Raw genomic sequence first — 15,443 nt, 5'->3', positions numbered from 1 at the left:
TCAGCGTCCGTGTAGGTGCCGGCTTTGCCGACGACCGGCTGCGCTCAGTTCTGCTCGGCCACGCTGGATTTGCCCTGGCGGGTATCGATTTCGCCGATCAGGCGTTTGGCCAGCGCCGGGTAGTTCTCGTCGAAGTGATGGCCACCGGGCAACTTCAGCCGTTCACCCACTGCGGTCTTGTCGGTGCAGCCACTCTCGTCGGCTTCCTCGACCCCGTACACGCACACCACCTTGGACGCCGGCAGCTTGGCCATCTCCGGTCCGGTGGGGGCCTCCTGGCCTTCCTTGCCCAGCCATCCTTCCACTTCGATCTCGAAGCTGCCGCTGCGGGCGAACGCCAGCAGCACGACCGCGTCGACCCTTTGCTGGTCTTCGGTCGGCAGACGATTGTAGATCGCCGGTAGCACATCGGCACCGAACGAGTAGCCCGCCAGCACGAAGCGCTTGGTGCCCCACTTCTGACGATAGTGTTGCATCAGCTCTGACAGGTCGGCAGCGCTTTGCTCTGGGGTCTTGTGTTGCCAGTAATAGCGCAGGGTGTCGATGCCCACGACCGGATAGCCGAGCTTGGCCATTTCGCCGGCCACGTCACGGTCCAGATCGCGCCAGCCGCCATCACCGGAGAGAAACAGGGTTACGGTGTCGGTGGTTTGACCGGCGGGCACCTCTACCACCGGAATGGCCAAGGCATTGCCGTCACGGCCGACCAGCGCTTGGGTCAGTTGGGCCTTGAGCACCTGTGGCAGATGAATGTCGTAGTCGCTGATGCTGGTTTCAGCGTTGGCCTGGTCACGCACGAAAGCGGCACTGGCGTCGTCCGGGTTGTCGTTCCAGGCCACGTTCCAATGGCCGTGCGCCGCCGCCTTTGGCAGCGCTGCGGTGCAGCCCGGTTGCTCGAGGCTGAAGTCCACGGAAATGGCCCGGGCCTTGTCGTCGGACTGGCTGGTCAACCAGCGCCAGGCCTGGGACGCGCCTGCGCCGATGCCGGCGACCACGGTCGGCTGGCCCGCCAGTTGGCCGATCGCCTGGTTCACGGCCTGCTGTTGCTGCATGCAGTCGTTGGGCGGCAGGATCACCTGTACCAGTTGCGCTTCGCCAGCCTGGCTCAAATCGAGCAGTTGCTTGTCGGTCAAGGCCTGTTCCTGGGGGACGCCTATCGCCACCCGGGCCTTGGCGTGCACACCCGGCGTCACGCGGGTCATTTGCAGGCCGTTGACGGTCAGTTGTTCGAGGTGTGCCTCGGGAGCCGGGCGGGTCCATAGCCAAAAGGCCACGGCACCGGCCGCAGCAGCCAGCAGCAGGGGGATCAGTACATACAGCCAATAGCGTCGGATCATCAACGTTTCACCAGTCCAGTCAGGCCGCCAGCGATCAGGGCGGCGGTGTCAGCCAGTGCCACCAATGGGTCCAACCCGGCTGGCACGGCCATGTAGCGAGGTTCCCAGTCCGGCTGGAACTTGTCCTTGAAGCGCCGCAGGCCTTGGAAGTTGTAGAGCTGTTCGCCCCGGCGGAACACCATCGAGCCCAGGCGTTGGGTCAACGGGGCGCCGCGCCGGGGTTGCAGGCCCGAGAGCGGCACCATGCCCAGGCTGAAGCGTGCGTAGCCGTGGTTTTTGTAGTGCAGGATCAGGCCGATCATCATGAACTCCATGGTCGACTTCGGCGCTTCGGGATGGGCCCGCATCAGGTCGAGGCTGGCCAGTTCGTTGCCATGGGTCTCCAGCAGGTTGGCGAAGGCCACCGGCCGCCCTTGAAAGCGGATCAGGGCGATACGGAAGTGCTGCAGGTAATCGGGGCTGAAGCGTCCCAGCGAAAAGCCTTTCTCGCGGACGTTCTTGCCGCCGAGCCAGGCATCGGATATTTCCTTGAGTGCGTCCAGAGGAGCCTGGCCGGGTTCATGGATTTCCAACGTCAAACCATCGCGCCCGCCGCGATTCCAGGTGTAGCGCAGGTCCTTCATCTCCTTGCCTTTGGCTTCCAGGTCGAAGCGGCGCAGATCGACCCGTGCTTCTTCGCCTAGCTTGAGCGCAGTCAGGCCGATGTCCATGTAGAACGGCAGGTTCTCCGCGCGTACCTGGTAGAACACTGGGCGTGCATGGTGCAGGTCGCACAGGTCGCGGAACTGCCAGATCATCTCGGCCCGCTCCTGGGCCGGGCCGATGGGATCGTACAGCGCCACCAGGCTGCGACCACGGCGGGCATACATGAGGAAGGCGTTGTCGTTGGGGTGGAACAGCAAGGCTTTGTCGCCGCTCAGGGCGAGGCCGCCGTCGGGCTGGTCCGAGGCCAGCAGAATACGATTGGCCCGATGCAGCTCATCGTCATCGGGCAGGTGGATGGTCGGTCGTGCGGTGCGCAGCAGCCAGGTCAGCGAGACGATCACCAGCAGCACGGCGCTGCCCATCGCCGCTCGCAGGCCGCGTGGCGCGTCTGCGTCCAGGGTGAACTGCCACCAGAGCTGATGGCTGTAAGGCACATCCTGATAGGCGAACAGCAACAGCCACACCGAAGCACCGACCACACAAGCGCTGGCCACCAGGTACACCGGCGAGAAGGGCAGTTCGAGCAAGCGGCTGGGGCGGTAGAACGAACGGCGGAACAAGGCGAGCAGGGCGGCGGTGAAGGTCAGTAGGCAGGCCTCTTCCCAATCGAAGCCCTTGAGCAACGAAAGCAGTGCCCCGACCAGCAGCAGCACAGTGGTCAACAGCCAGGCGGCGGACAGGCGACGGCGCAGGCCTTGGGCGAGCAGCAGGCAAAGCACGCCGATCAGGCTGGCGCCGAAGTGCGAAGCATCAATCAACCGATGCGGCACCAAGAAGCCCATATGCTCCAGGCGTGTGTCGATTTCCGGCGTAGCGCCAGAGAACAGCAGCACCACACCGGAAAGAAACACCAGGATCGCCAGGATCGGTGCCGCCAGGCCCGATGCCGCTTTGATCGCCTGGTGGGTGAACAGCAGGCGCCGGGCCTCGTTGGCGAGCAGCAACACGCACGCCGCCAGCAGAGGCAACACGACATAGATCAAGCGGTACAGCAGCAAGGCCGCAGCCAGCGGCGCGGCACCCAGCTGGTCGGCAAAAGCAGCCAGCAGGATCGCCTCGAAAACGCCGACCCCCCCGGGCACATGGCTGAGCACCCCAGCGGCCAGGGCCAGCAGATAGACCAGCACGAAGGCGCCGAACGGTGGCGCTTCGGGCAGAAGCAGATACAACACGGTGGCGGCGGCGGCGACGTCCAGGGCGGTGATCAGCAGCTGCAATGCGGCCAAACGTGCCCCCGGAAGGCGCAACGTGCGCCGGCCCAGTTGCACCAGCAGGGTGTCGCTGAGTGGTTGTTCGGCCAGACGCCTCCGGTACAGGCCGATAACCAGTGCGGCAGTGGCGACCAGTACGGCAATGGCGATGCCGGCCAGCACGCCGGCGGGTAGGCGCAATGCTGCAGCGGCTGCCGGCAGGTTACTCAGGGTTGCAAGGGCTGCCAGTGGCGGCAGTGCGCAGCCGAGCGAGAGGCTGGCGAACACCGTCATGCGTGCGACCTCTGCAGCGCCTAGACCTTGGCGCGCATACAGGCGATAGCGTACCGATCCACCGGAAAGCATCGACAAGCCAATGGCATTGCCGATAGCGAAGGCGCTGAAGCCGCCCAGCAGGAGGCTGCGCGTGGGCAGCTTCACCCCGGCATAACGGCTGGCCGACCATTCATAACCAAGCAGAATCGCGAAGCCGACCAAGGTAGCCAGGAAGGCGCCCAGCAGCGATGCGCTCGGCACGCTGAGCATGGCGTCGTGCAAGGCGTCCAGGTCAAGTTCGCTGAGCAGGTGACGGCAGGCGATCAACGCCAGGGCGAACAGCAGCAAGGTGACTGCCAGTCCGATGGGTTGCCGGTAGCGACTGACGCGCTCGAGCAATGGCAGGCGTTGAGCAACTGCAGGAAGCGCGGCAGCCAAGGGCGTCGTATGTTCTGGTTGATTGGAAGTCATGGGTTACCCCGGGCCTGAAGCGCGAGGTTGGGGGAGGGTGCGGCCAATTGAAAATCCCTTTGGAAAACGTATCCAGATATTACTCCTGGCGGAGACGCTTTCAGCTGTCCGCCCGGGTTAAAGATAGTTCATGCTCAGGGCAGATCTTCAAGCCAGGTGCTGGGCAGAGGGGCGTGGGATTTTCACATGACGAAAACAACAATGCCCACGCTGTTTTCACAGTGTGGGCGTTGTTCTGACGATATGGTTGCGGGAGCCGGATTTGAACCGACGACCTTCGGGTTATGAGCCCGACGAGCTACCAGGCTGCTCCATCCCGCGTCAGTGGTGCGCATTCTACAGTTTGGCTGATGGGTGTCAAGCGCTAACTGTTGATTTTTCGCTATTTTTTTCCGCGCCTTTTGGCGAGGCAAAGAAAAAGGCCGCTGTCTGAACAGTGGCCTTTTCTTGAATCTGGTTGCGGGAGCCGGATTTGAACCGACGACCTTCGGGTTATGAGCCCGACGAGCTACCAGGCTGCTCCATCCCGCGCCTGTGGAATCGAATTCTACGGATTTCCGCTGGGGTGTCAAGCGTTAATGTGAAAAAAACCTTTTTCGTTCAGAAACTTAGCGCCGAAATCCGGCTTGCAGCTCAGGCGCGACGGGGCTTGTAGGCCGATTGTCGTGCCGCGCTGTGCGTGGACTGTCTTGGCAATAGCTCCATGCGGTACTATCTGTATGAATTTACAGTGCTGGCGAGCATCCATGTCATTGCGCAAAATCATCCATGTCGACTGCGATTGCTTCTACGCCGCGATCGAGATGCGCGATGACCCGCAATTGGCGGGCCGCCCGATGGCGGTGGGCGGCTCGGCGGACCGCCGTGGCGTGATCGCCACGTGCAACTATGAGGCGCGCGCTTATGGTGTGCGTTCGGCGATGTCCTCTCGGCATGCGCTCAAGTTGTGTCCGGACCTGGTGATCGTCAAGCCACGTTTCGATGCCTACCGTGAGGCTTCCCGCGAGATCCATGCGATCTTCCGCGACTACACCGAGATCATCGAGCCGCTTTCGCTGGATGAGGCTTACCTCGACGTCAGCGACAGTCAGTGGTTTTCCGGTAGTGCTACCCGCATTGCCGAGGACATCCGTCGGCGGGTTGCCCGGACCTTGCATATCACCGTCTCGGCGGGGGTGGCGCCTAACAAGTTCCTGGCCAAGATCGCCAGTGACTGGCGTAAGCCCAATGGCCTTTTCGTGATCACCCCGGGAGAGGTCGAAGCCTTCGTCGCTGCTTTGCCGGTCGCCCGGCTGCACGGCGTGGGCAAGGTGACGGCCGACAAGCTGGCGCGGCTGGGCATCGACAATTGCCTGCAGTTGCGTGACTGGCCGCGATTGTCGCTGGTGCGGGAGTTCGGCACCTTTGGCGAGCGTTTATGGGGATTGGCGCGGGGCATTGATGAGCGTGCCGTACACAATGACAGCCGTCGACAATCGGTCAGTGTAGAAAACACCTATGACGCTGACCTGCCAGACCTGGCCAGTTGCCTGGAGCGCCTGCCGGATCTTCTGGCCAGCCTGAACGAGCGGATCGAACGCATGGACAGCAGCTACCGTCCGGACAAGCCGTTCGTCAAGGTCAAGTTCCATGATTTCAGCCAGACGACCCTGGAACAGGCCGGGGCTGGTCGCGACTTGGAAAGCTATCGGCAGTTGCTGGGGCAGGCATTCGCCCGAGGCGGCAAACCGGTGCGCTTGCTCGGCGTGGGGGTGAGGCTGCGCGATCTGCGCGGGGCGCATGAGCAGTTGGAGCTGTTTCCTTATAAATGAAAAGGGCCGCATCGCGGCCCTCGTTGATCATTGCATGCCGGGATCAGCTACCAGGCGCCCGGTGGCTTTGGTCAAGGCCTGCAGGAAATCCTCCTGCAGTTCCGGGTCGTTGCGGGTCAGTTCGATGAGGCTTTGCTCCATCTCGCTGGCTTCCTCTTCCAGACCCAGCTCGGACAGACGCTTGACCCTGTGCACCCACTGTCCCACGTCGTCGTCTTCGAGATCATCGAAGATCAGTTCATGGGCTTCGAGCAGCTTGTTGCGCAAGTTGGCGCTGACCAGCAGGCTGGCATCGCCACGTACCGCGTTGTCCTCGTCGAGCACCTGTAGATGCAAGGTGCCGACGTGGTTGAGGTTCTGCTCGGAGAACGGGCTGTCGAGCAGGTTCAGGCGCAGCACGCCATTACGGTCGGTCGTCAGCTCGTGGGTCATCTTGCCAGCCTTGACCTCCACCAGTCGCTCGCTCCACGGCAGGCTGCTGGACTCCTCACGCTTGTCCTTCTGCACTTCGCTGACCGCAGCCAGGTTCTGCTGGGCGCGGCCATTGGACTGCACGTTCATGAACGGGTTGAGTCCAGCCACACCATAGCTCAGCCAGTCATGGGTCACGCTTTCCGGCAGGTTCCCCAAAGCGAACACGTTGACCACATTGGCGCCGACACCGGCCACCACGGCCACCGCGCCCAGCGGAATCTCGTAGATCTCGCGCCAGGGCTGGTAAGGCGTGTAGCGATCGTAGCGTCGGGTCACTTCGAACTCGGTGACTTCGAAGCGTTTTTCCTCATGGACACGCACGCGCCGTTGCGGGAGCTCCATTACCTTCGGCTCGCCGACATCGATCTGCAGGGTATGTTCGAGCAGCTTGCGCTCGACGCGCTCCTCATGCTCGCTGCGCTGGGACATCTGGTTGGCGCAGCCGCTGACGAGCAGGGTGCCGCACAAGGCGGCCCCCCCCAGGGTAAAGGTACTTCGCTTGGACATGATCACTCGTGCATTGATTATCAGCGGCGGACGCGGGCCTGCAGGAAGGTCAGCACCTCATTGAGCGCAAGCGCCTGGGCGTCCTGCTCGGTGCGATGCTTGTACTCCAGGTTGCCTTCGGCCAGGCCGCGGTCGCTGACGACGATGCGGTGCGGGATGCCGATCAGCTCCATGTCGGCGAACTTGATGCCGGGGCTGGTCTTCTTGTCGCGGTCGTCGAGCAGTACTTCGTAACCGGCGGCGGTCAGTTCGGCGTACAGTTTGTCGGTCGCCTCGCGGACCACGTCGGTTTCGTAGCGCAGCGGTACCAGGGCGATCTGGAACGGTGCCAGAGCGTCGTTCCAGATGATGCCTTTGTCGTCGTAGCTTTGCTCGATGGCGGCGGCGACCACGCGCGATACGCCAATGCCGTAGCAGCCCATGGACAGGGTAACCGGCTTGCCGTTTTCGCCAAGCACCTGGCACTTGAGCGCCTCGCTGTATTTGGTGCCGAGCTGGAAGATGTGGCCAACCTCGATGCCGCGCTTGATTACCAGGGTGCCCTGGCCATCCGGGCTCGGGTCGCCCTCGACGACGTTGCGCAGGTCGGCGACCTGAGGAACTGGCAGGTCACGCTCCCAGTTGACGCCGAAGTAGTGCTTGTCGTCGATGTTGGCGCCGATGCCGAAGTCGCTCATCAGGGCGACCGAGCGGTCGATCACGCACTCCAGTGGCAAATTCAGTGGGCCCAGCGAACCTGCGCCGGCACCGATGGCCTCGCGCAGCTCGGCATCGGTGGCCATGACCAGCGGGTCGGCGACCTGCTCCAGTTTGGCAGCCTTGATTTCGTTCAGCTCGTGGTCGCCGCGGACGATCAGGGCGACCAGCTTGCCTTCCTCGGCGCCGCGCACGATCAGGGTCTTGACGGTCTTTTCGATTGGCAGGCCGTGGTTTTCCACCAGTTGCGCGATGGTCTTGGCATCTGGGGTGTCGACCAGACGCAGCTCCTCGGTAGGCGCCGGGCGTACGGTTTCACGCGGGATGGCCTCGGCCTTCTCGATGTTGGCGGCGTAGTCGGAGCTGTCGCTGAAGATCACGTCGTCTTCGCCGGATTCGGCCAGCACGTGGAACTCGTGGGAGTAGCTACCACCGATGGAGCCGGTATCGGCCTGCACCGGGCGGAAGTCCAGGCCCAGGCGGGTGAAGATGTTGGTGTAAGCCTGGTGCATGCGGTCGTAGGTTTCCTGCAGGGAAGCCTGGTCGGCATGGAAGGAGTAGGCGTCCTTCATGATGAATTCGCGTCCGCGCATCAGGCCGAAGCGTGGGCGGATCTCGTCACGGAATTTGGTCTGGATCTGGTACATGTTGAGCGGCAGCTGTTTATAGCTGGACAGCTCGTTGCGGGCCAGGTCGGTGATGACCTCTTCATGGGTCGGGCCTACGCAGAAGTCGCGCTGGTGGCGGTCCTTCAGGCGCAGCAGCTCTGGGCCATACTGCTCCCAGCGACCGGATTCCTGCCACAGTTCGGCAGGCTGAATGCTCGGCATCAGCACTTCCAGGGCGCCGGCTGCGTTCATTTCCTCGCGGACCACGTTCTCGACCTTGCGCATGACCCGCAAGCCCATCGGCAGCCAGGTGTACAGGCCGGAGGCCAGTTTGCGGATCATGCCGGCGCGCAGCATGAGCTGGTGGCTGATGACCACTGCATCGGCAGGGGTTTCTTTCTGGGTGGCGAGCAAATATTGACTGGTGCGCATGGTGGGCCGTGTCGATTGCCTAAGACATTGAAATGACCCCGCATTGTACGGGGGCGAAACGAAGGCGTACAGGATGCCCCAGGGCGGGGCGCTTGTCAGCCAAGAAAAAGCCCGGCGGGATAGCCGGGCTCTTTCAGGTGCGGGGCACTATAAGCCAGGCTTACAGGATGCTCAGCGGGTACTCGACGATCAGGCGCAGTTCGTCGATGGACGAGGAACCGTAGTAGACGCCATCGGAGGAGCGGTAGGTAGCCTGACGCACGCGGAAGCTCAGGTCTTTAGCCGGGCCTTCCTGCAGCACGTACTTGATGTCGACGTCGCGTTCCCATTCCTTGCCGTTGTTGGTAGTGGCGGTGTTGGCGCCAGTACCACGAACGTAACGAGTCATGAAGCTCAGGCCTGGGATGCCGTACTCGGCAAAGTTCAGGTCGTAGCGAGCCTGCCAGGATTTTTCGTCTTCGGCGTTGAAGTCGGAACGGGCCACGGAGTTGGCCAGGAATACAGTGCCGCCGCCGTCTACGCCATAGCCGTAGTCGCCATCACCGGTGACACGTTGGAAGGCCAGGGTGAAGGTGTGGGCGCCGATGTTATAGGCACCGGACAGGCTGAAGGCGCGGTTGTCGAGCTTGGTCGCGTCGTCTTTGGCGGCGCGCTGCAGGCCCTGGCCATCGCTCTTGGTGTCATAGATGTTGAAGTCGAACACCAGACCTTGATCATCGGAGATCGGCAGGGCCCAGTTGATGTTGGCGTAGTACTTGCGCCAGTAGTCTTCGACCTTGGAGTAGTACAGGCTGGTGGACAGGTTGTCAGTGAAGGCATAGGTGCCGCCGAATACGTCGGCGCTCTTCAACTGAAGGCTGTCGCGGTTGGTTTGCTCTTGCGCGGTCAGGCTGGTGAAGCGACCGGCGTTCAGGGTCAGGCCCTTGATCTCGCTGCTGGTGATCAATGCGCCTTGTGCGATTTCTGGCAGCAAGCGGCTGTCGTCAGTGGCGAACACAGGCAGCGCGGTGAATTGATCGCCGACTTTCAGTACGGTGTCGGAAATGCGGAATTTGACCGCCGCACCGCCTTTGGAGTAGTCGTCTTGCGAGCGGCCGTCAGAGCCGGTCGGGAACAGGCCGGTACCGGCGCGGCCTTTGCCGCTGTCCAGTTTCAGGCCGAGCATGCCGATGGCATCGAGACCTACGCCGATGGTGCCCTGGGTGAAGCCCGACTCGTAGGTGCCGAGGAAGCCCAGACCGGTCTCTTCGCTGCGGCTTGGGCCGGTGTCGTTGTTGCGACGGTCACGGCTGAAGTACAGCATGCGGGTTTTGACGCTCAGCGTGCTGTCTTCGATGAAACCTTTGGATTCATCCTGAGCAGAGGCGAATGCCAGCTGCGAGGTCCCTGCCGATACTGCCAGGGCGATCATGCTCCACTTCATCACGCGCATCGTGATTTGCTCCTTTGGTTTTTAGGAAGAGTACCGCTGCACCCAACATGTTTTAGTTATAGGGGCAGCTCTTTCTTGTTATGTCGGCGAAGATTTATAGCACGCTGACTGTTATTGGCGATATGACGAAAAAGATCCTTTCGGGAAGTTTATTCGCATGTCGCATTCAGGTATTTCCATGTCGCAAATCACACCCTTAGTTAGCGGGTGCATAACGCCAGCGCTGTTTCTTCCACCGTAACGAAACTGTAAAGAACGCTTCGGGCTCGGAAAACTCCCTGGGTAACCGACGACGCTGTAGCCATTTGTCGCGTTCACCTGACAATGCAGGTGTCGTGCCGACTTGGCGTGAAAGGAATGCAACAAGCGTGCTCAAAATACCCAACGTTTCATGAAATTTTCACAAAATGGGGGCGCAAGTGGGTAAACCCACCGAAAACACGGGGTTTTGCTTGTCTGATGGTGTGCCATAGTTAGCTTGCTTACTTTCCTGATAAAGCTTCCAGCTAACTCAATGTGTTACCGCAAACTGTTGATTCGTCGTGGGGAATGTGGCGGTAAATGCAGTCAGGGCCTCACCGAGGCCTCATTTTGGTGCGAAAAGTAGCGCTGTGTTACCGCCTTCGTGCACGCCCCTCCCCAATCGCCCACAGAGGAGTATCCTTGCGCGCAGGTCGCCAGTGTCGCTGGCCAGATTTTCCTCAAGGAGGTTTCCCGTGTTCGTCCTGGATTCGCGTTTGCAGCAGGATACCCTGGTGTTGGGCAGTTTTCCGTTGTGTCAGGTACTGCTGAGCAGAGATGCCAATTACCCCTGGTTCATCCTGGTGCCGCAGCGTGCCGAAGTCAGCGAGGTGTTCGACCTTGATGCCGAGGATCAGCAGCAATTGTGGAATGAAACCAGTTACCTGGCCAAGGCGCTTGCGGCGGCGTTTGGCGCTGACAAGATGAACGTCGCTACCTTGGGTAACGTGGTCGGCCAGTTGCACATGCATGTGATCGTGCGTTATCGCGACGATGCGGCGTGGCCCGCACCGGTATGGGGCAGATGTGAGGCCCGGGCATACACCGATGAACGAGTCGAGGGCATTCGTCAGCGCCTGCGTGCGGTACTCGATGCGCGCTTCGAGGAGGCTTGAGGTGGCAGAGGTAGATCGTATCGTCGAACTGGAGATGCGTCAGGCATTTCAGGACGACACCATCCAGGCGCTCAATGACGTGATTGCCGCGCAAGGCGAGGCGATCGTGCGGCTGCAGATGCAGGTATCCGAACTGATCAGGCGCTATGAGGAAGTGGTCGGTCAGTATGGCGCGGGCGAGGAAGGTGAGGAAGCGCCGCCGCCTCATTATTGATGCAGGCGCTGCAAGTGCGGGCGGGCATTGGCAGCGGAAGGCCCCGGATTCGCTCCGGGGCCGGATGGGATCAGCGGCGCGGTACCGCCACGACGTCTTCGGCCTGCAGGCCTTTGTCGCGGTGCATCACGGAGAACTCCACGCGCTGGCCTTCGACCAGGATGCGGTGGCCCTCGCCGCGGATGGCGCGAAAGTGCACGAATATATCGTCACCGGAGTCGCGGGAGATGAAGCCAAAACCCTTGGAGGTGTTGAACCACTTCACCGTGCCCGTATCGCGTTTGCCGGCTTCCTGCGGCGTGCTTTGGGTGGCGCGGGCCTTGCGCCCGGTGCGGGTGAAGCTGGCTGCCAGATGCAGGAACACCGCCAGAGCAGCACATAGCAGTGCGGCGAGGTTGCCCAGTTCCGGGCGGGCCAGCAGGGTCAGGGTCTGCAACACCACCGCCACGACCAGCAGCGCGCTGGCCAAATGTTGCAGCTGTTGCCGTGCGCCACGGTAGTAAAGAGGAACCACGGGGGCGAGCAGCAGGTTGAGCAGGCCCAGCAGGGCCAGGTACACCGCCTCGGGTTGCTGCAGAAAAGGTGAAGCATCGGTTTTCAGGCTGGGAATGAGCGACAGCAGCAAGGCCGCTACGCCCGTCACTAGATGGACGATCTTGAACATGGGATTGGCTCACACTCGATAAGGCCGGTCACAGAAAAAAGCTGGCGGCACGGTGCGCATGAGGTATAGACGCGCGAAAACGTGATGAGCCAGCCTATGCACCCGGCATTTACAGTCCGCACGGGTGGCACGGTGCCTATTTAACCGCAAAGCCGGGGGCTTCTCAAACCGATGCCCCAGTTGCGGTCGCGTTGCCTCAGGTCACGGGCAGGGGTTGGCATCTGTTGCTACAGTGTGCGATGCCCGCTTGATCACCAAGCCATATGGAAAGGAGCGCTTCATGGCAATTGATATCGGTATCAGTGAAGAAGATCGCAAATCCATCGTCGACGGGCTTTCCCGGTTGCTATCGGACACCTATGTCCTATACCTGAAAACCCACAACTTCCACTGGAACGTCACCGGCCCTTCGTTCCGCACCCTGCACCTGATGTTCGAGGAGCAATACAACGAACTGGCCCTGGCCGTCGACTCGATTGCCGAGCGCATTCGCGCGCTGGGCTTTCCGGCCCCGGGCTCCTATGCCTTCTATGCCCAGCACTCCTCCATCGAGGAAGAACCTGGTGTGCCGCCTGCGCAGGAGATGATCCGGCAACTGGTTCAGGGTCAGGAGGCGGTCGTGCGCACTGCGCGAAGCATCTTCCCGGCGGTCGACAAGGTCAGTGACGAGCCGACCGCCGATCTGCTGACGCAGCGCATGCAGGTGCACGAGAAGACCGCCTGGATGCTGAGGGTGTTGCTCGAAGACCAGTGAGTGGCGTTTTCGTCACGCTGCGAGCGTCCGGTTACTCCGGGCGCTCTTGCCTGAGCGGGAACATTTTGCCGCTGCACTCGGGACGAGCCAGGGCGCTTCATGAGCGGACTGTAACCGCTGATCATGGAGAGCGCTGGTGGAATGCAAAGTACAAACGAATAAAGGAAGGGGCGGACAGGGGCCTTGGCCTGGGCGTCAGTGCGTCGATCCCTTCGACGCCGATTTCGACATGCGTCAGGCTCTGCCGGTGTCGCGCTCGGTGCGGCTCAACGGTTTTTCCACCTGTCTGCGCCTGGAAACCGTCTACTGGCGTATTCTCGAGGGCATTGCCGAGGTCAACCGCTGTTCGGTCAGTGCCGTGCTGTCCTACATTGACCGAGAGGTGCATCTGCGCCAGGGTGGTGTCCGCAACTTCAGCGGACTGATCCGGGTGATCTGCGTTGCCTGGCTGCTCGACCCACCCCATTCGCGCTAATCGCCGGGCGGGCTGCGCAGCGCTCCTTAACCATATATAATCCCGCTTTTTGCTGCCTTGGCAGCCAGCGTTGTGGTTGACGAGAGACACCCATGCCCCTTTATGACTATCAATGTGCATCCTGCGATCACAGGATGGAAGTACTGCAGAAGATCAGCGCCGCACCGTTGACCGACTGCCCGGCGTGTCAGGCGCCGGCATTGAAAAAACTACTGTCGGTACCCGGCTTTCGCTTGAGCGGCAACGGTTGGTATGAAACCGACTTCAAGACCGGGGCGAAGAAGAATCTGGCAGGCGGCGACAGCGCCGACTGACTTGAAGTGCATTAGCCGGGTCTTGCAGTAACAGTCCCAAGGGGCGGCCAAGGCCTTACCGATTTACACGAATCACGAGAAGCGAAACCACCATCATGATGCGCAGCCATTATTGCGGCCAACTGAACGAGAGCCTGGACGGCCAGGAAGTCACCCTTTGCGGCTGGGTCCATCGTCGCCGCGACCACGGCGGGGTGATCTTCCTCGACATCCGTGACCGCGAGGGCATGGCCCAGGTCGTGTTCGATCCCGATCGCGCCGAGACCTTCGCTGCCGCCGACCGCGTTCGCAGCGAGTACGTCGTGCAGATCACCGGCAAGGTGCGCAAGCGCCCCGACGGTGCGGTGAATGCCAACATGGCCTCCGGTGCCATCGAAATCCTCGGCTACCAGCTGAACGTGCTCAACGAAGCCGAGACCCCGCCGTTCCCGCTGAACGAATATTCCGACGTTGGCGAGGAAACCCGCCTGCGCTACCGCTTCATTGACCTGCGCCGTCCGGAAATGGCCGACAAGCTGCGTCTGCGTTCGCGCATCACCAGCAGCATCCGCCGCTACCTGGACGAGAACGGCTTCCTCGACGTCGAGACACCGATCCTCACCCGTGCTACCCCGGAAGGCGCTCGCGACTACCTGGTACCGAGCCGTACCCACGCCGGCAGCTTCTTCGCCTTGCCGCAGTCGCCGCAGCTGTTCAAGCAGTTGCTGATGGTCGCCGGGTTCGACCGCTACTATCAGATCGCCAAGTGCTTCCGTGACGAAGACCTGCGTGCCGATCGCCAGCCCGAATTCACCCAGATCGACATCGAGACCAGCTTCCTCGATGAAAGCGAGATCATGGGCCTGACCGAAGGCATGATCCGCAAGCTGTTCAAGGAAGTCCTGGACCTGGAGTTCGGCGAGTTCCCGCACATGACCTACGAAGAGGCCATGCGCCGCTATGGCTCCGACAAACCGGACCTGCGTATCCCGCTGGAACTGGTCGACGTTGCCGATCAGCTCAAGGACGTCGACTTCAAGGTCTTCGCCGGTCCTGCCAACGATCCGAAGTGCCGCGTCACCGCCCTGCGCCTGCCAGGTGGTGCCAGCATGCCGCGCAGCAAGATCGACGAGTACACCAAGTTCGTCGGCATCTATGGTGCCAAAGGTCTGGCCTACATCAAGGTCAACGAGCGTGCCAAGGGCGTCGAAGGCCTGCAGTCGCCGATCGTCAAGAACATCCCTGAGGCGAACCTCAACACCATCCTCGATCGCGTTGGTGCCGTTGACGGTGACATCGTGTTCTTCGGCGCCGACAAGGCCAAGATCGTCAGCGAAGCCCTGGGCGCGCTGCGTATCCGCCTGGGTCACGACTTCGAGCTGCTGACCTGCGAATGGGCACCGATGTGGGTGGTCGACTTCCCGATGTTCGAAGAGAACGAGGACGGCAGCTTCACCGCATTGCACCACCCGTTCACCGCGCCGAAGTGCACCCCCGAGGAGCTCGAGGCCAACCCGGCCACCGCGCTGTCGCGTGCCTACGACATGGTGCTCAACGGTACCGAGCTCGGCGGCGGTTCGATCCGTATCCACCGCAAGGAGATGCAACAGGCGGTATTCCGTCTGCTGGGTATCGAGGCGGCTGAACAGGAAGAGAAATTCGGCTTCCTGCTCGATGCCCTGAAGTTCGGTGCTCCACCCCACGGTGGTCTGGCCTTCGGCCTGGACCGCCTGGTCATGCTGATGACTGGCGCCCAGTCGATTCGTGAAGTGATTGCCTTCCCGAAAACCCAGAGCGCCGCCTGCGTCATGACCCAGGCCCCGGGCATGGTCGACGCCAAGGCCCTGCGTGAGCTGCATATCCGCCTGCGTGAGCAGACCAAGGTCGAGTAAGCGGGCCCCGGGCGCATCCACATGGATGCGCCTTTGCGTTACGGCGCAGGATTTTTCGTTGCGCCCCGTCAGGGGC

The 15,443-nt window shown here is 61.7% G+C and carries 13 protein-coding genes and 2 tRNA genes; 7 read left to right on the top strand and 8 right to left on the bottom strand.

The annotated features are described in order from the left end of the window. Positions 1–44: 44 nt before the first annotated feature. The 4 genes from KY379_RS06680 to KY379_RS06665 form a co-directional block, all read right to left on the bottom strand. A complete protein-coding gene (locus tag KY379_RS06680) occupies positions 45–1,337 on the bottom strand; it encodes a virulence factor family protein (protein WP_133327850.1) in 1,293 nt (430 codons plus the stop codon). Beyond that, positions 1,337–3,979 carry a bifunctional lysylphosphatidylglycerol flippase/synthetase MprF gene (mprF, locus tag KY379_RS06675; protein WP_261239515.1) on the bottom strand — a complete coding sequence of 881 codons (2,643 nt, stop codon included), beginning with the start codon at positions 3,977–3,979 and terminating at the stop codon, positions 1,337–1,339. Before mprF ends, KY379_RS06680 begins: the two co-directional genes overlap by 1 nt. 244 nt (positions 3,980–4,223) lie before the next feature. Then, a tRNA-Met gene (locus KY379_RS06670) sits at positions 4,224–4,300 on the bottom strand. A gap of 133 nt (positions 4,301–4,433) precedes the next feature. Further along, positions 4,434–4,510: transfer RNA gene (locus tag KY379_RS06665), tRNA-Met, on the bottom strand. Positions 4,511–4,731: 221 nt separating this feature from the next. Here KY379_RS06665 and dinB point away from each other — a divergent pair. Further along, on the top strand, positions 4,732–5,790 hold the full coding sequence (gene dinB / locus KY379_RS06660) for a DNA polymerase IV (RefSeq protein WP_165976063.1): 1,059 nt from the start codon (positions 4,732–4,734) through the stop codon (positions 5,788–5,790). Between the two features lie 27 nt (positions 5,791–5,817). Here the strand turns inward: dinB and KY379_RS06655 are convergent, their stop codons facing one another. The 3 genes from KY379_RS06655 to KY379_RS06645 all read right to left on the bottom strand — a co-directional run bounded on the left by KY379_RS06655 (position 5,818) and on the right by KY379_RS06645 (position 9,939). Next, positions 5,818–6,771, bottom strand: a complete 954-nt coding sequence (locus tag KY379_RS06655) for a hypothetical protein (RefSeq protein WP_133327858.1) — start codon at positions 6,769–6,771, stop codon at positions 5,818–5,820. A gap of 20 nt (positions 6,772–6,791) precedes the next feature. Further along, positions 6,792–8,507 (bottom strand): proline--tRNA ligase, encoded by a 1,716-nt coding sequence (locus KY379_RS06650; RefSeq protein ID WP_133327860.1) that lies wholly within the window; start codon positions 8,505–8,507, stop codon positions 6,792–6,794. A gap of 160 nt (positions 8,508–8,667) precedes the next feature. Next, the gene (locus KY379_RS06645; protein ID WP_133327862.1) at positions 8,668–9,939 is read right to left on the bottom strand and encodes an OprD family porin; all 1,272 of its coding nucleotides are present in this window, start codon (positions 9,937–9,939) and stop codon (positions 8,668–8,670) included. Between the two features lie 716 nt (positions 9,940–10,655). Between KY379_RS06645 and KY379_RS06640 the strand changes: the two genes are divergently transcribed. After that, a complete protein-coding gene (locus KY379_RS06640) occupies positions 10,656–11,075 on the top strand; it encodes an HIT domain-containing protein (protein WP_261239516.1) in 420 nt (139 codons plus the stop codon). A gap of 1 nt (position 11,076) precedes the next feature. Next, complete coding sequence (locus KY379_RS06635) at positions 11,077–11,289, top strand: SlyX family protein (RefSeq protein WP_196172179.1); 213 nt, start codon at positions 11,077–11,079, stop codon at positions 11,287–11,289. Between the two features lie 70 nt (positions 11,290–11,359). On the opposite strand, the gene KY379_RS27260 is transcribed toward KY379_RS06635, so the two are convergent. Then, entirely contained in the window at positions 11,360–11,953 is a 594-nt protein-coding gene (locus KY379_RS27260; protein ID WP_133327868.1) for a cold-shock protein, read from the bottom strand. Between the two features lie 280 nt (positions 11,954–12,233). Here KY379_RS27260 and KY379_RS06625 point away from each other — a divergent pair, with 280 nt between their 5' ends. The 4 genes from KY379_RS06625 (at position 12,234) to aspS (ending at position 15,367) form a co-directional block, all read left to right on the top strand. Further along, positions 12,234–12,707 (top strand): Dps family protein, encoded by a 474-nt coding sequence (locus KY379_RS06625; protein ID WP_133327870.1) that lies wholly within the window; start codon positions 12,234–12,236, stop codon positions 12,705–12,707. A 229-nt stretch (positions 12,708–12,936) separates the two neighbouring features. Further along, positions 12,937–13,182, top strand: a complete 246-nt coding sequence (locus tag KY379_RS06620; protein ID WP_261239517.1) for a ribbon-helix-helix domain-containing protein — start codon at positions 12,937–12,939, stop codon at positions 13,180–13,182. A 92-nt stretch (positions 13,183–13,274) separates the two neighbouring features. Next, on the top strand, positions 13,275–13,496 hold the full coding sequence (locus tag KY379_RS06615) for an FmdB family zinc ribbon protein (protein WP_133327874.1): 222 nt from the start codon (positions 13,275–13,277) through the stop codon (positions 13,494–13,496). A 95-nt stretch (positions 13,497–13,591) separates the two neighbouring features. After that, complete coding sequence (gene aspS, locus KY379_RS06610; protein WP_196172178.1) at positions 13,592–15,367, top strand: aspartate--tRNA ligase; 1,776 nt, start codon at positions 13,592–13,594, stop codon at positions 15,365–15,367. Positions 15,368–15,443 lie beyond the last annotated feature (76 nt).

This window comes from Pseudomonas sp. HD6422, from assembly GCF_025377065.1.
Taxonomy (GTDB): domain Bacteria; phylum Pseudomonadota; class Gammaproteobacteria; order Pseudomonadales; family Pseudomonadaceae; genus Aquipseudomonas; species Aquipseudomonas putida_U.
This window is presented reverse-complemented; position numbering and strand designations above follow the sequence as displayed.

Coding starts and splice junctions, on each gene's coding strand:
- KY379_RS06680 (WP_133327850.1), bottom strand. CDS start 1,337: ATGATCCGACGCTATTGGCTGTATGTACTGATCCCCCTGCTGCTGGCT.
- mprF (WP_261239515.1), bottom strand. CDS start 3,979: ATGACTTCCAATCAACCAGAACATACGACGCCCTTGGCTGCCGCGCTT.
- KY379_RS06655 (WP_133327858.1), bottom strand. CDS start 6,771: ATGTCCAAGCGAAGTACCTTTACCCTGGGGGGGGCCGCCTTGTGCGGC.
- KY379_RS06650 (WP_133327860.1), bottom strand. CDS start 8,507: ATGCGCACCAGTCAATATTTGCTCGCCACCCAGAAAGAAACCCCTGCC.
- KY379_RS06645 (WP_133327862.1), bottom strand. CDS start 9,939: ATGCGCGTGATGAAGTGGAGCATGATCGCCCTGGCAGTATCGGCAGGG.
- KY379_RS27260 (WP_133327868.1), bottom strand. CDS start 11,953: ATGTTCAAGATCGTCCATCTAGTGACGGGCGTAGCGGCCTTGCTGCTG.
- KY379_RS06625 (WP_133327870.1), top strand. CDS start 12,234: ATGGCAATTGATATCGGTATCAGTGAAGAAGATCGCAAATCCATCGTC.
- KY379_RS06620 (WP_261239517.1), top strand. CDS start 12,937: ATGCGTCAGGCTCTGCCGGTGTCGCGCTCGGTGCGGCTCAACGGTTTT.
- KY379_RS06615 (WP_133327874.1), top strand. CDS start 13,275: ATGCCCCTTTATGACTATCAATGTGCATCCTGCGATCACAGGATGGAA.
- aspS (WP_196172178.1), top strand. CDS start 13,592: ATGATGCGCAGCCATTATTGCGGCCAACTGAACGAGAGCCTGGACGGC.